The sequence below is a fragment of the Streptomyces sp. NPDC047042 genome, assembly GCF_040644035.1.
In the GTDB taxonomy this organism is placed as follows: Bacteria; Actinomycetota; Actinomycetes; order Streptomycetales; family Streptomycetaceae; genus Streptomyces.
Genome location: NZ_JBEYVP010000009.1, coordinates 163,008 through 178,106, shown reverse-complemented (window position 1 = coordinate 178,106; position 15,099 = coordinate 163,008). Strand labels below are relative to the sequence as shown.

At 69.2% G+C, this 15,099-nt stretch carries 13 protein-coding genes and 5 pseudogenes; 4 read left to right on the top strand and 14 right to left on the bottom strand.

The window, feature by feature from the left end; translation table 11 throughout:
• Positions 1-21: 21 nt before the first annotated feature.
• The 4 genes and pseudogenes from ABZ855_RS12660 to ABZ855_RS12645 form a co-directional block, all read right to left on the bottom strand.
• A complete protein-coding gene (locus tag ABZ855_RS12660; RefSeq protein ID WP_360805289.1) occupies positions 22-1,329 on the bottom strand; it encodes an aminotransferase class III-fold pyridoxal phosphate-dependent enzyme in 1,308 nt (435 codons plus the stop codon).
• On the bottom strand, positions 1,326-2,687 hold the full coding sequence (locus ABZ855_RS12655; RefSeq protein WP_360805287.1) for an aminotransferase class III-fold pyridoxal phosphate-dependent enzyme: 1,362 nt from the start codon (positions 2,685-2,687) through the stop codon (positions 1,326-1,328). Before ABZ855_RS12655 ends, ABZ855_RS12660 begins: the two co-directional genes overlap by 4 nt.
• A gap of 207 nt (positions 2,688-2,894) precedes the next feature.
• Positions 2,895-3,608, bottom strand: a complete 714-nt coding sequence (locus ABZ855_RS12650) for a TetR/AcrR family transcriptional regulator C-terminal domain-containing protein (RefSeq protein WP_360805284.1) — start codon at positions 3,606-3,608, stop codon at positions 2,895-2,897.
• A gap of 363 nt (positions 3,609-3,971) precedes the next feature.
• A pseudogene (locus ABZ855_RS12645) lies at positions 3,972-4,079 on the bottom strand (lactate utilization protein C); the annotation flags it as partial.
• Between ABZ855_RS12645 and ABZ855_RS12640 the strand changes: the two are divergent.
• A pseudogene (locus tag ABZ855_RS12640) lies at positions 4,080-4,399 on the top strand (transposase); the annotation flags it as partial.
• 296 nt (positions 4,400-4,695) lie between these two features.
• On the opposite strand, the pseudogene ABZ855_RS12635 reads toward ABZ855_RS12640, so the two are convergent.
• Positions 4,696-4,827 (bottom strand): annotated as a pseudogene (locus ABZ855_RS12635) (hypothetical protein); the annotation flags it as partial.
• A gap of 181 nt (positions 4,828-5,008) precedes the next feature.
• Between ABZ855_RS12635 and ABZ855_RS12630 the strand changes: the two are divergent.
• Positions 5,009-5,515, top strand: coding sequence for an LUD domain-containing protein (locus tag ABZ855_RS12630; RefSeq protein WP_360805281.1), 507 nt, complete (start codon positions 5,009-5,011; stop codon positions 5,513-5,515).
• A gap of 12 nt (positions 5,516-5,527) precedes the next feature.
• Positions 5,528-5,841 (top strand): annotated as a pseudogene (locus tag ABZ855_RS12625) (L-rhamnose mutarotase).
• 55 nt (positions 5,842-5,896) lie between these two features.
• Here ABZ855_RS12625 and ABZ855_RS12620 read toward each other — a convergent pair.
• The 9 genes and pseudogenes from ABZ855_RS12620 to ABZ855_RS12580 form a co-directional block, all read right to left on the bottom strand.
• On the bottom strand, positions 5,897-6,688 hold the full coding sequence (locus ABZ855_RS12620; RefSeq protein ID WP_360805278.1) for an amidohydrolase family protein: 792 nt from the start codon (positions 6,686-6,688) through the stop codon (positions 5,897-5,899).
• An 11-nt stretch (positions 6,689-6,699) separates the two neighbouring features.
• Positions 6,700-7,701, bottom strand: a complete 1,002-nt coding sequence (locus ABZ855_RS12615) for an aldo/keto reductase (protein ID WP_360805275.1) — start codon at positions 7,699-7,701, stop codon at positions 6,700-6,702.
• Positions 7,698-8,456 carry an SDR family oxidoreductase gene (locus ABZ855_RS12610; RefSeq protein WP_360805272.1) on the bottom strand — a complete coding sequence of 253 codons (759 nt, stop codon included), beginning with the start codon at positions 8,454-8,456 and terminating at the stop codon, positions 7,698-7,700. The genes ABZ855_RS12615 and ABZ855_RS12610 overlap by 4 nt, the downstream gene beginning before the upstream one ends.
• A pseudogene (locus ABZ855_RS12605) lies at positions 8,453-9,200 on the bottom strand (fumarylacetoacetate hydrolase family protein). Before ABZ855_RS12605 ends, ABZ855_RS12610 begins: the two are co-directional and overlap by 4 nt.
• A 91-nt stretch (positions 9,201-9,291) precedes the next feature.
• On the bottom strand, positions 9,292-9,624 hold the full coding sequence (locus ABZ855_RS12600; RefSeq protein ID WP_360805269.1) for an L-rhamnose mutarotase: 333 nt from the start codon (positions 9,622-9,624) through the stop codon (positions 9,292-9,294).
• Positions 9,625-9,628: 4 nt separating this feature from the next.
• Positions 9,629-10,513 (bottom strand): carbohydrate ABC transporter permease, encoded by an 885-nt coding sequence (locus ABZ855_RS12595; protein ID WP_360805549.1) that lies wholly within the window; start codon positions 10,511-10,513, stop codon positions 9,629-9,631.
• A 77-nt stretch (positions 10,514-10,590) separates the two neighbouring features.
• On the bottom strand, positions 10,591-11,511 hold the full coding sequence (locus tag ABZ855_RS12590; protein WP_360805266.1) for a sugar ABC transporter permease: 921 nt from the start codon (positions 11,509-11,511) through the stop codon (positions 10,591-10,593).
• A 12-nt stretch (positions 11,512-11,523) separates the two neighbouring features.
• Positions 11,524-12,891, bottom strand: a complete 1,368-nt coding sequence (locus tag ABZ855_RS12585) for an extracellular solute-binding protein (protein WP_360805263.1) — start codon at positions 12,889-12,891, stop codon at positions 11,524-11,526.
• Between the two features lie 163 nt (positions 12,892-13,054).
• Positions 13,055-14,170, bottom strand: a complete 1,116-nt coding sequence (locus ABZ855_RS12580) for an enolase C-terminal domain-like protein (RefSeq protein WP_360805260.1) — start codon at positions 14,168-14,170, stop codon at positions 13,055-13,057.
• A gap of 127 nt (positions 14,171-14,297) precedes the next feature.
• Between ABZ855_RS12580 and ABZ855_RS12575 the strand changes: the two genes are divergently transcribed.
• Positions 14,298-15,062 carry a FadR/GntR family transcriptional regulator gene (locus tag ABZ855_RS12575; protein WP_360805257.1) on the top strand — a complete coding sequence of 255 codons (765 nt, stop codon included), beginning with the start codon at positions 14,298-14,300 and terminating at the stop codon, positions 15,060-15,062.
• The last annotated feature ends 37 nt before the right edge of the window (positions 15,063-15,099 follow it).

Below are 15,099 nucleotides of genomic sequence, written 5' to 3'. Positions count from 1 at the left end.
GGATTGGGAAAGGCGCGGAGATCACCGGGACAGGGTGGGAATGTCCGCGTCTGCGAGCCGCTGGAAGGCGTGGGCATACGCCTGTGCGGCACGTTCGAGGTCGTCCGCGTCCAGCGCGGTCGACAGGTTGATCATTCCGCGAGGGGTCGTGTAGACCCCGTCGAGGAGTAGCGCCACGTGCAGCGCCGCGAGCGCAGGCGTGGCCGCCGCTCGGGCCTGTTCAGCGTCGAGGGGTGCGGTAGCAGCCAGGTGCAGGTTGAGGATGGATCCCTCGCGCGTCACCGAGGCCGCGATTCCCGCTTCGGCCGCTGCCGTGGTGATGGCATCGGCGAGACGGCAGGCGGCCCGGTCAAGGCGGTCGATCGCCCCGGCGTCGAGGTGGCGCAGGGTGACGGCACCGGCGGCCGCGGCGGTGAGGTGACCGTTGAAGGTGCCGGAGTGCGCCAGGTTCCCTTCGGTGGTCGCCGCGGTCAGCCGCATCAGCTCCTCACTGCCGCCGATCGCGCCGATCGGCATGCCGCCGCCGATGACCTTGCCCATGACGGTCAGGTCCGGGCGCAGACCGAGCCGGCCCTGCTCGCCGCCCACGGCGTTGCGCAGCGACTGCACCTCGTCCAGCACGAACAGCGCCCCGCGCTCGCGCGCCAGGTCGGCCACGGCTGACAGGAACCCCGGCTGCGCAGGGATCACTCCCGCGGCACCGAGGAACGGCTCGGCGAACACCGCGGCGATGTCGGCGGTGAGCGCCTTTGCTGTGGCGTCGAGATCGTTGTAGGGGACGGTCACCACGTCGGGATCACCGGCCAGCAGCGGGGGTGCGCTGCCGTGGTAGGCGCCGTCGAACAGCAGCAGTCGCGCCCGGCGGGTGGCTCGCCGGGCGAGGCGCGCGGCGAGCACCGACGCCTCGGTCCCCGAATTCGTGAACCGCACCCGCTGCACGGACGGGATGCGGGAGACGAGCAACTCGGCAAGGTGCCACTGCAGTTCGTGCGGGCTGGGAAAGACCGGCCCCGAGGACAGGACTGCCGCGGCTGCCTGCATGGCGGGCTCGTATGCGTTGCCGTGGACGAGCGAGGTGTAGTTGTTGACCAGGTCCAGGTACTCGATGCCGTCGACGTCGTACAGCCGCGAACCGTGGCCCTCGGCGAGAATGACCGGGTAGGGCGGGTAGTACGTGATGAGCCGGGTCTCTCCACCGGGCAGCACCGCGGCAGCCCGCTGGAAGGCGGCTGCCGATCGCGGAGTGCGGGCGCGGTACTCGTGAAGCAGAGTCTCCGGCACGGCCGCGCTCCGCTCCTGGTCCTGGCGGCTGGCGGGCAGCGCGTTCATGCCCTGGCTCTTGTGTACTGCCCCATCGCGCTCAGGGCGTCGTCGAGGAGTTCGAGCAGGAGATCGGTCTCCTCGGCGGTGACCGTGAGCGGAGGAGCAACGAGGATCGCGTCGTTGATGCCGCCGGTTGCCGGGTAGACCAGCAGCCCCCTCTCGCGGGCGGCCAGGACGGCTGACCGGGTGAGGGAGCCGACGGGGACGCCGGGGCTTCGGGTCACTGGGTCGCTGACGAGTTCCAGTCCCTGAAGCAGACCAAGGCCGCGGACCTCGCCGATGACCTCATGTCGTGCGGCCAGCGCCTCCAGACCCGCCCGTAGCTGCTTGCCCCGCGCCTCAGCGTTCGCCACCAGATCCCGGGACTCCACGGCCTCCAGCACGGCCAGGGCGACGGCGCTGCCGAGCGGGTTTCCGCCGTAGGTGTGCCCATTGGTGACCGACGCGGTTCCGGCGGCGATGGCATCGACGACGTGCTCACTGACCAACACGGCGGACACGGGCGTGTATCCGGCACCCATCCCCTTGCCGAGTACCACCAGGTCCGGGCGTACGTCCCAGTGCTGCGAGGCCAGCATGGTGCCGGTGCGGCCCAGGCCCGTCATGACCTCGTCTGCGATCAGCGGCAGGCCCCTCTCCCGGCACAGCTCAGCAAGAGCAGGCAGGTAGCCGTGGGGCGGCGTGATGGCGCCGCCCGCCGCGCCGCCGACCGGCTCGACCACCACGCCGGCCGCACCCGAGCCGTGAGAGTCCAGCGCCTCGGCGGCCCTCTTGGTGAGGAAGGCAGTGAACGCCGCATCGTCTCGGCCTTCGGCGAACCGGTAGGCGTAGGGGGGAATCAGCTCGTTGAACCCGTGCAGCAGCGCCTCGGCGACCCAGCGGCGCTGAGGATGCCCCGACAGGGACAGACCGCCCAGCGTGGCACCGTGGTAGCTCACCGCATGGGAGAGGAACCGCGCCCGGTCCGGCTCGCCCCGCTCCCGCCAGTACTGCAGGGTCAGCCGCAGCGCCGTTTCCACCGCCTCGGAACCGCTGTTGCACAAGAAGACGTACGGGTAGCCGGTCATCGTGCCCAGCCGCTCAGCAAGCTTCTCCGACTGCTCGCTGTGGAACGTTCCGCGGTGCGCGAAGGTGATCCGCTCAGCCTGCTCGGCCATGACCTGCAGGATCTCCGGGTCCGCGTGTCCGAGATTCGCCGTCACCGCTCCTGAGCAGCCGTCAAGGTAACGGCGCCCGTCCGCGTCGTAGACGAACACCCCGCGCCCGTGACTGACGAACGGCAACTCTTCGCCGAAGAAGAACTTGATCAGCCGACTGCCGTCGGGCTGCATCGCGACGCGAGATGCGGACAGCGCATGGTCCATGACCGGTGACTCCTGGAGTTCGCGCAAGCGTGCCAGGCGGGCTCGCAAGCGGCGGTGCGTATGTACAGGCCGAAAGGCCGACAAAGCGACGGAATCGCTTGTACGTCGTCCAGGATGTCTTGTACGTGGGACAAGAGCAAGGGGTATGGGTAAACCTTCTGTTTCCCCAGGCGAAGGCCCGGGGGCGGCCAACCGCCCCTCAGGACGTCAGATGATCTTGGAGTGCAGCCCTCTGACCAGCACATCCAGCGCCACATCGAAGCTACGGTCCATGGGCCTGTCCCGTCCCGACTCCCACCTGGCAAGGAACGCGTTGTTCTCCAGCAGCGGCAGGTTTCGGGTGAGCACCGGGAACGTATTCGGATCGATCCCACGCAGCTCTGCCGCGAAGCCCTTCTGCCAGCCGGCCTCGGCGTCCGAGGGGGGCGCGGACAGTTCCAGAGTCACCCAGCCCAGCACGAACCCGATCACCGTGTTGTAGACGTCGACCAGGTCGTTCCCGATGAATCCTGCTCCCTCCAGCACACCGAGTATCCGCTCCACGAACGGGACCGCCGTCGTCGACACCGCAAGCTGCGACCCCATGATCGGAACCAGATTCGGATGCCGATGCATGGCGGCCCGGCACAGTCGGGCCACCTCCCCCAGCCAGACATCCCAGTTCACCCCGTGCATAGACGGCAGAACGATGTCGTCCAGGACCCGCGCCGACGCCGCCGCCACCAACTGTGGCTTGGAGCCGATGTGCCAGTACAGCGCCGTCGGATAGACCCCCATCTCCTTCGCCAGCGCCCGCATGGTCAGCGCTTCCAGCCCATGTTCGTCCGCATACCGCACAGCAGCGTCCACCACCTCCTCGCGCGACAAGGGTGCGCGCGATCCCTGCCGGGCACGGTTTCGCGGACCACTGCTCTCGCTCATCCGGGTTCCTCCCCCACATACTCAGTCGGACCCGCAACGTTAACCCTTCTCCAGGGCGGCGGAACGGCATCCCCGGCCGGTTCAAGGTCGCCCAGGCCTCCGGCGTCGAAATCCCGAGAACCTGGTGGTCGAGCGATACCCGTTCGACGCCGGACCACAAAATGACACGTCGACGCTCCGCCGGCTGCACCTAAGCCGCCCGTTCCGGGACCACGGGAACGGGCGGCTCCCGGCGCCCGCCCCAGCGACAGCCGGGCACATGCGAAGCTCGGAGCTGGTGCCAGGTCGGCTATGGCACCGGCACCATCGGCAGCACCCCACCGGCCACAGGACGAAGGACGTGGCAGGCGATCAGGAGGCCCGCTACCCGGCCGTGACGACGATGATGTCCAGCGTCCGCAGGCCGTGCACACCCTCGACGCGGTCGAGCTCGATGTCACTGGTCGCCGATGGACCGGACACCAGCGTCAGGAGCTCTTCCTACAGCACCCCGACGCGGAGATCATCACGAGCTTCCCGGGTCTCGCAGAGCTGACCGGCGCCCGGCTACTCGCCTAAATCGGCGACGACCGCACACGGTTCGACACCGCCCGGCGATCTGAAGGCTTACGCCGGAAGCGCCCCACTACAACCATCGAAGAGCGACCGGCGATCGCTACAACGCAGCTCTCCGAAACCTCTTCAACCGCATGCTCGGCCAGCTCCACCACTGCCTGACCACCCGACAGAAGTTCAACGAAGCGATCGCATTCGCCCCGCCGAAACCATCACCACTCGCCGCGGCTGCTTGACCCGATAGCTGCATGGGGTGTCTTGTCGGCATGGAGCCGTTGAGGCTTGAGGTGACGGCCTCGGTGCGGGTCATGTCCGCCGCTCTACGGCGGCCTCAGGGAGGCGCTGCGCGGGGAGCGCCACGAGGTCGCCACAGGCATGATCATGGGAGATGTCGCCCACTTCGGCTACCGCTGCTGTATCCGGCCACCAGGTCCTGAACGAGAACGTCACCGGCATCGCGAAGCACCCGCGAACCGTGCCAGGGGGCGGTCCCGCCGCCCTGACACGGTGCGACGGTGAGCAGTTGTCGCCGTCAGGGCACGGCCGGCGCGATCTTCGAGTCGGCGCCGTTCGCCCGCACGGTGACGCTCCCCGTGCCGCGTGCCCGGTCGGCCACGATCTTGTACGTCGTGACCTTCCCGTCCCGCCACTCGCAGTCGACCCGGTAACCGCGGCGGGCACGGAGCCCGGTGGGCGCGCTGTTCGTCGCCGAGGCTGGCGAAGAGGGCCGCCCGCCAGGGCCAGGTCCACGAGCGGCGGCTGTCGCCCGACACCGTGGCCGCCGTGAAGGGGATGCACCGGCCGTCCCGCGCGCCTATCGCCGCAGCCACGCCGGCTCCGACACTGTGGGGCTCTTCGCCGAACGCGCGGCGGACTACCGCGCCGAGGTCACCCGGGTGCTCCCCGACAAGGCCCGGTCGGCGATAGCCACGGCCCTCCATCTGCGCGGCGTCCGCAACCTCGTCGTCCCCGCGGGCTTCCCCGCCGACCTGCTCCCCGACGGTCCGTGGCGACTGCTGTCCGACAGCCCACCGCTGACCGTACGGGAGCTGGACGCGGCCGACGCGGTGCTGACCACCTGCGCCCTGGCGATCGCCGTCACCGGCACGCTCGTCCTGGACGCGGGCCCCGGCCAGGGCCGTCGCGCCCTGACCCTGCTGCCCGACTACCACCTGTGCGTGGTACGGGCGGCCGACATCAGCGGCAACGTACCCGAGGCGCTCGAACGCCTCCGTCCGCGCCACCCGCTGACCTTCGTCTCCGGCCCGTCCGCCACCAGCGACATCGAGCTGGAACGGGTCGAGGGCGTACACGGGCCGCGCACCCTGGACATCCTGATCATCGAACCCTGAGCAGCCGTGACCATGAGAATCGCCCTGCACACCAAGGTCCCCGCCGACCGCATCGAGGAGTATGAGACCGCCTACCGCGAGGTCCCCGAGGAGCTGACCGCGGCAATCCGGGCCGCCGGGGTCACTCGGTGGACCATCTGGCGCAGCGGCACCGACCTCTTCCACGTCATCGAGGACGAGGACTACGCGGCGATGATCGCCGAGTTGGGTCGGCTGCCCGTCAACGCCGCGTGGCAGAACCGGATGGCAAGCCTGCTGGAGGTGGCCCACGACTACTCCGCCGACGGCGCCGACGCCCCCCCCTGCCCGTGGTCTGGGAGCTCTGAGCCGACCGGGTGGGCATCGCGCCGATTGTGGCCGGCGCCGGAGTGCGCCGCCACCTCAGTGGATGGCGGCGGATACCGAGGATCGCCAGTAGGTGGCGGCCAGTCGACAGACGGGCCAGTCGGAGCCGGACATCTGCCGCCGCGGGCCGAAGGCATCCAGCACTGTGTCCGCGTACGGCCGGAGGTCCTCGACGCTCCACCGGTCCCAGTCCGCCTCGGTCACCAGGCCGGAGAGCTTGCAGACGGTGTTGGGCAGTCCGGCCAGCAGGCGCACCGCGCCCGCCCACGGCCGCAGCTCGCCCGAGGCGATAGGGGGCTCGCCCGCGTGATCGAGTAAGAACGTGAGGTCGGGAAGCAGGCAGGCGGTCTCATACGCGGCCGCGAGCTGGTGGGGCCTCACGACCAGGTCGTACACGAGCCCCGCCTCGGCCACCGCGGCGAGCCCCCGCAGCACGTCCGGCCGCATCAGCCAGCGAGGATCGGATTCGCCTTGTACCTGGTGGCGGATGCCCACCAGGTACTCACCTCCCGGCCCCTCCCGCAGCGCCGCGAGCGCACGGACGACATCCGGGAAGGTCAGGTCGGCCCAGCCCACGACGCCGGCCACCAGGTCGCTGCGCTGGGCCAACACCAGGAGCTCGGGCGTCTCCTCCGGCCCGTCGATCGTCTGGACCAGGACGGTCGCCGTGACGCCGGCGGCCCGGGCCTCGAAATCCAGATCGGCGAGCAGGAAGCCGCGGCGCAGCAGGGCGAGTTCCTGTCCGGTGATCCAGTCCTGGTCGCGGACAGAGAGGTCCCACACATGGTGGTGTGCGTCGATGACGCCCTGAGCGGTGCTCGACTCCATGGCGGTCACCCTCACGACTCCGGTGCGGCGGCGGGGACGGGGACGTGCGGGGGCAGCAGCTCCTCGGCACGTAGTTCGTCCCAGAGCGCGGTTGGTACCGTTCGCTGCATCTGGTCGATCGTGTCCTGTACCTCCGTGGCGGAGCGCGCGCCGGACAGCACGCTCGCGACCGCCGGATGGCCGAGCGGGAAGCGCAGAGCGGCTGCGCGCAGCGGTACGCCGTGGCGGTCGGCGACCGCTTTCATGCGCAGCGCCCGGTCCAGTACATGGGGCGGGGCGGGCGCGTAGTCGTACATGGCCCCGGATGCGGGGGCGGTGAGCAGACCCGAGTTGAACACCCCGCCGACGATGACACTCCTGCCACGGGCGGCGGCCTCCGGCAGTACCTCCGCCAGTCCCTCCTGCTCCAGGAGCGTGTAGCGGCCGGCGAGCAGCACGACGTCGATGTCGGTCTCGCGCAGGAAGCGGGCGGGGAGCGCGCACTGGTTCACTCCGACGCCGATCGCCTTGACGACGCCTTCACCGCGCAGCCGTTCCAGCGCCGGGTACGCCTCGGTGAGGGCCTGCTCGGCGTGGTGGTCCGGGTCGTGCAGCAGGGCAATGTCCACACGGTCCAGGCCGAGGCGGTCCAGGCTCGCTTCCAGGGAGCGCAGGACGCCGTCGGAGCTGAAGTCCCAGACGCGGCGGTGAGTGTCGGGCACGGCGAAACCATGGGCGAGATCGTCCCCGCGGCCGCCCTCCGGGTCGGGTTCGAGCAGCCGCCCGACCTTGGTGGAGACGGTGTACACGTCGCGGTCCCGGCCGCGCAGCGCGGCTCCCAGGCGGCGCTCGGACAACCCGAGTCCGTAGTGCGGGGCGGTATCGAAGGTGCGTACGCCCGCGTCCCAGGCCGCCTTCACCGCGGCGGACGCGGCCTCGTCGGAGACCGGGCGGAAGAGGTTGCCGATGCCGGCGGCCCCGAACGACAGCTCGGTGACCCTGACGTCGGTGGTGCCCAGCGTGGTCGTTCTCATGTACCGGCCCCCGGGCGCGGCCGGAGCCCCTGTACGCCACCGTCGACGGCGAGGGCGATGCCGGTGATGGATGCCGCGGCGGGGCTCGCCAGGTAGACCACGGCCGCTGGCACCTCGTCAGCGGTGACCAGGCGGCCCAGGGGCTGGCGTGCGTCGAGGGCGGCGCGTTCCGCCTCCGAGTCGTCGGCTGCGTCCAGGAGCCGGGTCACCCAGGGGGTCTCGGCGGTGCCAGGGTTGACGCAGTTGACGCGGATGTCTTCGCGGATGCGGTCGGCGGCCATGGCCAGGGTGAGGGAGAGTACGGCTCCCTTGCTCGCGGAATACAGGGCGCGATGAGGCAGTCCTGCGGTGGCCGCGATGGAGCAGAGGTCGACGACGGCGGCGCGGTGGGAGGCGCGCAGATGGGGCAGGGCGGCCCGGGTGGTGCGGACGATGCCCAGGACGTTGACGTCCAGCACGCGGTGCCACAGTTCGTCGGGGTTGTCCTCCACGGTGCCGGCCGCGCCCACGCCGACGTTGTTGACCAGAATGTCCAAGCCTCCCATGGCGGTGACCGCGGCCTGGATCGTTGCGCGGACGGAGGCGTCGTCGCTGACGCCGGCCTGGCAGCCGTGCAGCGGTTCCGTGACGCTTCGGGAGTCGACGTCCAGGACGCAGACCTCGGCCCCGCGGTGGGCGAGGAGCCGGGCGGTGGCGGCACCGATACCCGAAGCACCGCCGGTGGCGACGGCCCGCAGGCCCTTCAGCTCGCTCATGCCGTCGCCTCGCTCGCCGCGGTGAAAATCTGCCGTCGGCAGCCCAGGCCGTCGATCTCCAGCTCGACGACCTGGCCCGGGCGCAGACACGGGGCATCGGGCAGCCCCAGAGCGACGCCTGCGGGTGTCCCGGCGTTGATCAGGTCGCCGGGCTCCAGGACCAAGTACTGGCTCAGATACCAGATCACGTGGGCCTCGTCGAAGATCATGTGCTTGGTGTGACCGTTCTGCCGCTGTACCCCGTCCACGTGCAGACGCAGTTCCAGGGACTGCGGGTCCTGCACGTCGTCCGCCGACACCAGCACCGGTCCCAGAGGATTGAAGCCCTCGCAGGACCCCGCGAGTTCGACCTCCCAGTCGGTCTTCGTCGAACCGCGGGGAATCGGCACCGTGTCGAGGGGACCGACCGACCACCGTACCGGGGTCCTTCGTGAAGACCATCGGCCGCGCCGGGATGGCGGCACCCGTCTCATCGGCGTGGTCCCGGTGGTTCAGTCCGATGCACACCACCTTCCCCGGGCGGGCCACCGGGGCCCCGACGCGCAGACCGGACACCGGTAGTTCCTGGAGAAGGTCTCGGTCCAGGGCGTCGCGCACCAGCAGCGGACCACCGGCCTCCCAGAAGCCTCGGTCGATGTCGCGGGTCGCCGGCGACAGGTCGAGCACCCGCTCTGGGCCGTCGGCGTCGGGGGCCAGGACTGCGGGGACCTCGAGTCCGGCGTCTCCGTGCCTCATCAGCTTCATGGGGGAAAGTTCCTCTTTCGGGAATCGCGTGGGTCGGCTCGGGCCGGTCGTCGGGTGGGCCGTGCGGCGGCCCGAGTCGGTGCCGTGCCGCTCAGTCAAGGTGGAAGACCTCTCCCGCCTCGACCCAGCGTTCGCCTTCGGCGGCACTGTCAAGGGGGAGCTGGCAGGGGTCGGTGAGGGTCCACCACCGCTGGGTGTCGGGGTCCGCGGCGATGGCGGCCATGTCCGAGGCGTAGTCCTCGCCCGTGTACTCGTAGTACGCGAACAGAGTGCCGTCCCGCAGGAAGATCGAGTAGTTCGTGACGTGCGCTCTGCGCAGTGCCGCGAGTACGGGGGCCGGGACGGCGCGGTGCAGTGCGAGGTACTCCTCGGCCTTGTCCGGACGCAGCCGGATCACAGAGCCGACACGGAGGGGAGCTGCCATGTCCTCACTCCTTGGTGGCGCCGGCGAGCATGCCGGCCACGAGGGCGCGCTGGGAGAAGAGGAAGACGATCAGCACGGGGACGATGGTGACCAGGGTGGCCAGGGCCAGTTCGGGCCGCATGATCTGGTTGCCGGTGCCGCTGGAGGTGTTGAACAGCGGCGAGGCGGCGAGCAGGTTGTTCAGCCCCACCTGCGCCGGATATTGGGAGCTGTCGGGGAGCATGACGAACGGCAGGAAGAAGTTGTTCCAGTTGCCGACGAAGTTGAAGAACCCGACCAGGGCGATCACCGGCTTGGCCAGCGGCATCGCGACGAGACGGAAGACCTGCCACTCCGAGCAGCCGTCGATCCGCGCGGCGGACAGCAGGTCGGCGGGGACGTTGGAGGAGAAGTAGATGTAGGTGAGGTAGACCCCGAACGGGAAGAAGGAGAAGGGCAGGATCACCGACCAGATCGTGCCGTCCAGGTGCACGGCGTTCATCCCCAGGTACAGGGGAAGCACCATGGCGGCTGTCGGCATGAGCATCACTAGCATGGTGATGGTCAACAGCATCCGGCGCCCGATGAACTGGGTGAGAGCCAGCGCGTACCCGGCGGGGATCGATGTCACCAGCGTGATGGCCAGTGCGCCGAACGTGTAGAGCGCCGAATTCTTCAGCCAAGTGAGGATGGCGCCTTCCTGGAAGGCGTAGAGATGGTGCCAGGCGTCGGCGATCGCGGTGAGGGAGCCGAAGGAGAACGGGTTGTCCCGCACGATCTGGCCGTCGGTCTTGGTCGTGGCCAGCAGGAGCCACACCACTGGCACACAGAAGAACAGCACCGCCAGGGTCATGACGATGAGCCAGGCCAGCCGGGCGGCCAGTGAGCGTGGGCGGCGCGTCCGCTGCATGGGCTTCCTCGGGTTGGTGCGGGCGCCGGCGGTTCGGGGCGGCTGGGTTCGGCGGGCTGTGGTCGTGGGAGCCGTCGTCATCGTTCGTCCCTGTCGAACAGGCCGGTACGGAAGACGACGAGCGCCGCGCAGGCCAGACCCAGGACGAGGAGGTCGACGGAGAGCGCCGCCGCGCCGTTGAAGTCGCCCGCCTGGAAGGCGTACTGGTAGGACAGCTGGTTCGGCGACCAGCTGTCGGGGATCATGCCCCAGCTGGCGAGGGAGACCAGTTGCGGCTCGACGAAGAGCTGGGTGCCGGCCGCGAAGGCCAGGATCAGCATGTACGCGATCCACTTGGTGATCATGGGGATCTGGATGCGCAGGGCGATCTGGAGCGTGCTGGCGCCGTCGATGCGGGCAGCCTCCAGGATCTCGTCCGGGATGCTGTTGAGCGCGCCGTACATGACCACGATCCAGCCGCCCGCCCCGGTCCAGAAGGCGATGACGGTGAACAGCACCGGCAGGTGCCCGGGGGCGTTGACCTGGGCGAGGGTGTTCCAGCCGAAGCCCTTCAGCAGCCAGCCGACCGGACTGGCGGCCGGGTCGAGGAGGATCAGGAAGAGCAGTACGCTCGCCACCCCGGCGAGGGCACCCGGCAGGTAGAACAGGAACCTCAGGGTGGTGGAGGCCCTGCGCATGCGACCGTGCAGCATCAGGGAGAGCAGCACCACAAGGATCATCAGACTGGCCAGCCAGATCACCAGGTACAGACCGATGTGGAGGAAGGCCGGCCCGAAGCGGTAATCGGTGAACGTCCGGGTGAAGTTGCCGACGCCGACGAGTTGGTTGCGGGAGTTGGACAGCGCCAGCCACACCGCGTAACCGGTGGGCAGGACGCCGAAGGCGAGCAGGAACAGGACATAGCCGGAGACGAAGACGTAACCGGCGCGTCCGACCGGGTTGCGGGCCGAGCGGCCGCCGCGGCGGCCGCTCCGCTCCGTTGCGAGGTGGGTGGTCATCGGTCCGCTTCGCTAGTTGACGGTGTATCCGAGGGACTTGGCCTTGTCGGTGATGGCCGTCTGCCAGGTGCCCAGGGTGTCGGTGAGGGTCTTGCCCGAGTTCAGGGCCGGGACCACGGTGGAGGAGTAGATCGCTTCCTGGCTGTACTGGGTGGCGGACCAGCCGGGCCAGATGAGTTCCGCTGCCTCCTGGAAGACTGGGCTGACGTCCTGGGCGAAGTAGCCGGTCTTCTTCTGGCCGGCGAGCCAGGCGACGGCTGCCTCCTTGTACGCGGGGTAGGTGCCCGCGGTGGCCTGGTACTCGTTGGAGGTCGTCATCCAGGTGACCAGGTCGGCGGACGCCTTGAGGTTCTTGCTGTGGGAGGAGACGAACCACAGCCCGCCACCAACGTTGCCGGTGTAGTTCTTGGTGTCGCCCTCGAACTTCAGCGGCGAGGCGGCGGCGATCTGCCCCTTGGGGATCTTGAAGGTGGAGTTGAAGAGCACCTGGCCGTACCAGGAAGGGCCGGGGAGCATCAGGACCTTGCTTGCCTGGTTCTTGATGAAGCCGGCGCTGAAGACGGTGTCCTTGGACACCGAGCCCTTGGCGATCAGCCCGTCGAGCAGCTTCGCCATCCGGGTGCATTTGGCGTCCTGCAGGTCGACCTTGACCTTATTGGCGTCAGCCACTGTGCTGGCAGGGCACTGGCTCGCCCAGAAGTACACCTCGGGGCTCCAGGCGTCCCCGGCGGTTCCGACCAGGTATCCGGGGTGCTCCTTGGCGACCTTCTTGCCGAGTGCCTCGTACTCCTCCCAGGTGGTCGGGACGGAGTAGCCGAACTTGTCCAGGAGCTTCTTGTTGTACCAGAGCACGTTCTGGGCCAGGTCGTTGCGCAGGCAGTAGGTGGCGCCGTTGACCTTGCAGGGGTTCAGCGCGCCGTCCGCGAAGCCGTTCAGGGTGGACTGGGGAACCAGGCCCCTGTCGACCGGGGCGGCAAAGGGGGTTTTGCCCTGAGTGGTCCAACTGCCGTCGTTGACGTTGGCGCTGAAGGCGACGTCCGGCCAGCCGCTGCCGGTCCGGTCGAACAGTCGGACCTTTGTCTGCAGGTCATTGGCGCCGTTGGCGTCCCCGCTGTACGTGACGATCTTGATCTTCACGTCGGGGTGAGCCTTCTGATAGGCCTGCACACCGGGGACTCGGGCGGCGTCCGCCCAGACCGTGATCTGGCTGCCTTCCTCCTGCTTCACAGGCTTGAAGGTCGCGGGGGAGGTGGACGCCCCGGCGGCTGCGGGATCCGCGTTGCCGCAGGCGGCGAGCGCGAGAAGGGAGACGGCTCCCAAAGCCGCGCCGGCAACGCGTCTGACCTGGCGGCGGGAGGTGGCGGGAACGTCGCTGTTCATGACTGACCTCATGTCTGCGTTCTGCGGAGATCCGCGGGATGTCGGCGCAAGCACCGGAGAGAGGAGGTGTGGAGGGATCAGGTACCGAAGGCGTGGAGGGTCGGGTACGGGGCGATCGCGGGAGCAGGGTGGGGGTGGGGTGGACTGGGGTGGACTGGGCTGATCAGGCCTTCGGCGGCGTCAAAGTCTCCTTGTCGACAAACCGCTGAAGGACGGGAGGGTAGTCCAGGCCGGCGGGCAGCGCCACGCCGGGCCCGGTGGGGGCGTGGACGAGCCCTTGGGCGTCGATGCCGCTCTCGCGGCTGATGGGATTGCCCATGACCAGGGACTCGTAGTAGGTGGTGTTCGAGATGGCCATGCACAGGTGTCGGTTGGGGATCTCCGGCCCGTGCACCTCTGCGCGCAGCCGGTAGGCGTCGGCGAGGTGGGCGGTGCGCATGGCGCCGGTGAAGCCGCCGCGCAGTTGGGTGGAGGCGCGGACGCCGAAGGTGGCGGCACCGGCCTGGATGAAGTCGGCCGAGTTCATGTGGGCCCCGTCGGAGGTCTCGGCCACCAGCAGGGGCACCGCAACCGCGCAGGAGAGACGCTTGTACGCGGAGATGCTGAACTCCCGGATCGGCTCCTCGTACCAGAGGTAATCCGCGTCGGACAAGGCGTGCCCGAGGTAGATCGCGTCGGGGAGGTCGAATCCGGCGGACCCGTCGAACATCAGGGGAATCGCGTCCCCCACGTGTTCCCGCAGGGCCACCGACAGCCGGGCGTCGCGACGTGCGTCGCCCCAGGCATGGAGCTTGATGGCAGGGTATCCGAGCTCCAGGGCCTGGTCGGCGATGTCCAGGTACTCCTCCACCGAGGAGTAGGTGACGGTCGAGGCGTAGGCGGGGATCGAGGTGCGGAAACCGCCCAGCATCTGCCAGGTGGGCCGGTCCGCGAGCCTGCCGGCCAGGTCCCACAGTGCGGTGTCGACGAGGCCGAGCAGGTAGAGGGGCAGCTCCTCGGTGCGGTCCAGCTCCCACATGCGGTGCCACAGCCACTCCCGCTGCAGCGGGTCCTGGCCCACGAGTTCCTTACGCAGGAAGCGGTCCAGCACGTCCGCCAGGATGACGGCGCTGCCCCGGCGGGGGGCCATCGCGATGCCCTCGGCCCCTTCGTCGGTGCAGATGCGCAACACGGCGGCCTCGCCGTCCGGTGGGCTGCCCAGCAACCCGTCACGCCAGACGAACGGCGGACTGGCGCCCGGAACCCGGACCGGATAGCTCTCCACGTCGGCAATGCGCACGGTCGTTACCCCTTGCAGTGGCAGCTGTTGCTGCGAAATTTTCGTGTAACGTAAGTCGTCATACGAATGCTGTCAAGGTGTTCGGAGCAGTAGACTCAGCGATCGTCCACACCGGTGAGGGGGCCATATGGCGAAGAGCGGCCGAAGCGGCGTCGAGGATCCGTCGGCCCTGAAACCCTGGCCCAAGCGACCGGCACGGCTGGCTCATGCGGTGGTGGAGTCCCTTACCGACAGCATCGTCTCGGGTGCCATCCCGTCGGGCTCCACCTTGCCGGTCGAACCCGAACTGTGCGAGACGTTCGGCGTCAGCCGCATCACGATCCGCGAGGCGGTCAAGTCGCTGGAGGCCAAGGGGCTGGTTCGGGCCCGGCAGGGTTCCGGCACCACGGTCACCCAGTCCGAGGAGTGGAATCTCCTGGATCCTGTCGTACTGGCGGCCACCGTCCAGCACGACGACGAACTCGTCGTGCTGGACCAGCTTGTCGGCGTGCGTTCGGCCCTTGAGGCGCAGATGGCGGCCCAGGCCGCCGAGCTCGGCACCGATGACGATCTCCGGGGGGTGGAAGGGCTGCTCGACCGCCTCGACGAGGAGATCGCCACTCCCGCCCGCTTCGTCGAGACCGATGTGCTCTTCCATGACCGGATCATGCAGGCGTCCAGGAACAGGCTGGGTCGTTCCATCATCCGAACCGTCCACACCCAGGCCCGCAGTACGTTCCTGTACACCGGCACTCCCGACGGCCACGCCTGCGAGCAGGCGAACGCCGAGCACCGCCGGATCGTCGAGCGGCTCCTCGTCCGCGACCCCCAGGGTGCAGCGCAGGCCATGACCGCCCATATCGAAGCGGCCTGGAGCCGCCGCCGCATCCCGCACCCCGATATCACCGGTTGAGCGCATCCCGCACCCTTGCGCGGGCCGGAACCCGCCC

What these genes read in the sequence shown, in the direction of transcription:
- ABZ855_RS12660 (WP_360805289.1), bottom strand. Translation starts at nt 1,329, where the DNA reads ATGAACGCGCTGCCCGCCAGCCGCCAGGACCAGGAGCGGAGCGCGGCC.
- ABZ855_RS12655 (WP_360805287.1), bottom strand. Translation starts at nt 2,687, where the DNA reads ATGGACCATGCGCTGTCCGCATCTCGCGTCGCGATGCAGCCCGACGGC.
- ABZ855_RS12650 (WP_360805284.1), bottom strand. Translation starts at nt 3,608, where the DNA reads ATGAGCGAGAGCAGTGGTCCGCGAAACCGTGCCCGGCAGGGATCGCGC.
- ABZ855_RS12620 (WP_360805278.1), bottom strand. Translation starts at nt 6,688, where the DNA reads ATGGAGTCGAGCACCGCTCAGGGCGTCATCGACGCACACCACCATGTG.
- ABZ855_RS12615 (WP_360805275.1), bottom strand. Translation starts at nt 7,701, where the DNA reads ATGAGAACGACCACGCTGGGCACCACCGACGTCAGGGTCACCGAGCTG.
- ABZ855_RS12610 (WP_360805272.1), bottom strand. Translation starts at nt 8,456, where the DNA reads ATGAGCGAGCTGAAGGGCCTGCGGGCCGTCGCCACCGGCGGTGCTTCG.
- ABZ855_RS12600 (WP_360805269.1), bottom strand. Translation starts at nt 9,624, where the DNA reads ATGGCAGCTCCCCTCCGTGTCGGCTCTGTGATCCGGCTGCGTCCGGAC.
- ABZ855_RS12595 (WP_360805549.1), bottom strand. Translation starts at nt 10,513, where the DNA reads ATGCAGCGGACGCGCCGCCCACGCTCACTGGCCGCCCGGCTGGCCTGG.
- ABZ855_RS12590 (WP_360805266.1), bottom strand. Translation starts at nt 11,511, where the DNA reads ATGACCACCCACCTCGCAACGGAGCGGAGCGGCCGCCGCGGCGGCCGC.
- ABZ855_RS12585 (WP_360805263.1), bottom strand. Translation starts at nt 12,891, where the DNA reads ATGAACAGCGACGTTCCCGCCACCTCCCGCCGCCAGGTCAGACGCGTT.
- ABZ855_RS12575 (WP_360805257.1), top strand. Translation starts at nt 14,298, where the DNA reads ATGGCGAAGAGCGGCCGAAGCGGCGTCGAGGATCCGTCGGCCCTGAAA.